Annotated in this window: 2 protein-coding genes; both read left to right on the top strand. The window is 69.1% G+C overall.

Annotated elements, in window-relative coordinates:
- Positions 1-421 (top strand): carboxymuconolactone decarboxylase family protein (locus ACWEQO_RS24425; RefSeq protein ID WP_452985235.1); only part of this gene is annotated, 421 nt, incomplete at its 5' end.
- 132 nt (positions 422-553) lie between these two features.
- Entirely contained in the window at positions 554-1,477 is a 924-nt protein-coding gene (locus ACWEQO_RS24420) for an RNA polymerase sigma-70 factor (protein ID WP_452985234.1), read from the top strand.
- The last annotated feature ends 287 nt before the right edge of the window (positions 1,478-1,764 follow it).

The following is a 1,764-nucleotide window of genomic DNA, read 5'->3' as shown; positions in this document are numbered from 1 at the left end:
GCACTTCATGGCGGTGGGCAGGGCACTCAAGGAGTCGCCGCTGCCGGCCGCGACGCAGGAGCTGGTGGCGCTGCGGGTGAGCCAGATCAACGGCTGCGCCGTCTGCATCGACATGCACACCAAGGAGGCTGCGGCGGCGGGAGAGACGGCGGAGCGGCTGAACGTGGTGACGGCGTGGCGGGAGACGACGGTCTTCACCGAGGCCGAGCGTGCCGCGCTGGAGCTGGCGGAGCAGGGCACCCGGATCGCGGACGCGGCCGGCGGGGTCACCGACGAGGCATGGGCGCGTGCTGCCGAGCACCACGACGAGGAGCAGCTCACCGCCCTGGTGATGCTGGTGTCCTTCATGAACACGGCGAACCGGCTGAACGTCATCACCCGGCAGCCGGCCGGCGACTACGTGGCCGGGCAGTTCCACTGAGTGGTGATTGCTCGTTCCCGGGCCGGTGGCGGACCACGGCCGCCGGGCCGGGCCACCGGCCGAGCAGATGGCCTTCAGAAGAGGCCCGCGTCGCCGAGAGCGGCCGGGCGGGAGAACGCGAGGGGACCAGACGTGAGCAAGGTCGAGGAGTTCGAGGAACTGCGGCCGCTGCTGTTCTCGATCGCCTACCGGATTCTGGGCAGCGTGGGCGAGGCCGAGGACGCGGTGCAGGAGACGTGGCTGCGCTTCGACGGCTCGGCGACCCGGCCCACGTCGACCAAGGCGTTTCTGTCCGCCACGGTGACCCGTATCTCGATCGACGTGCTGCGCTCCGCCCGGGTGAAGAGGGAGATGTACGTCGGACCGTGGTTCCCCGAGCCGCTGCTCACCGACCCCTACGACGATCCGGCACGTTCGGCGGAGCTGGCCGACTCGGTGTCGATGGCGGCGCTGCTCCTCCTGGAGCGGCTCAGCCCGCTGGAGCGGTCGGTGTTCGTGCTGCGCGAGGTGTTCGCCTTCGGGTTCGACGAGATCTCCGCGGCGGTGGGACGATCGGAGGCGGCGTGCCGACAGTTGCTGGTGCGGGCACGGCGGCACATGCAGGCCGGGCCACCACGGTTCGAAGCGGACCGTCGGGAAAGGCGGGAACTGGCGACGCGTTTCTTCGACGCGCTGAAGAACGGCGACGTCGACGGACTGCAGAATCTGCTGTCCGCCGACGTCCGACTGATGGGGGACGGCGGCGGCAAGGCCCCGCAACTGGCCAGGGCCGTCATCGGCGCCGAGAACGTGGCCCGACTGCTCGCCGCCGTCTACCCGCTGATGCCCCGGATCGACGTGACGTTCGAGCCGCACGAGATCAACGGCCAGCCTGGCGCGGTCTTCCACGACCGGGACGGCAAGGTCCTCCAAACCCTGGCCCTCGACATACTCGACGGGCAGATCCAGACCATCCGCTCGGTGATCAACCCCGACAAGCTCGGTCACCTCGGGCCGGTGGCCGACGCGTGGGCCATCGACCGCAAGGTGAAGCAGACGCGCCGGCAGATGCGGTGACCTCGGCACCGGCCTGGGCCGACCTGCTCACCGGCAGCTCATGTCAGCAGTCACGGTGAGGCCGGTTCGCTCATCCGGCGAGATTGAGGTTGTGCAGGCGGGCTATGCCGCGCATCGCGTGGTGCATGACATCGCGCGGAGCCGACGATACGGTGCCTGCTGTTGCGCGCGACATCTCCTTCCAGCGCACTAAGAAGTCATCTCATTTGGCTCGATAGGCTACTGGGCATGGCAGGGATCGTTGAGCGGCTGGTGCCGGATGAGTTGTGGGAGCTGTTCCAGCGCGT

The organism is Streptomyces sp. NPDC004051, assembly GCF_053604275.1.
The sequence above is the reverse complement of the archived record's forward strand: the minus strand, read 5'-3'. Positions and strand labels throughout refer to the sequence as shown.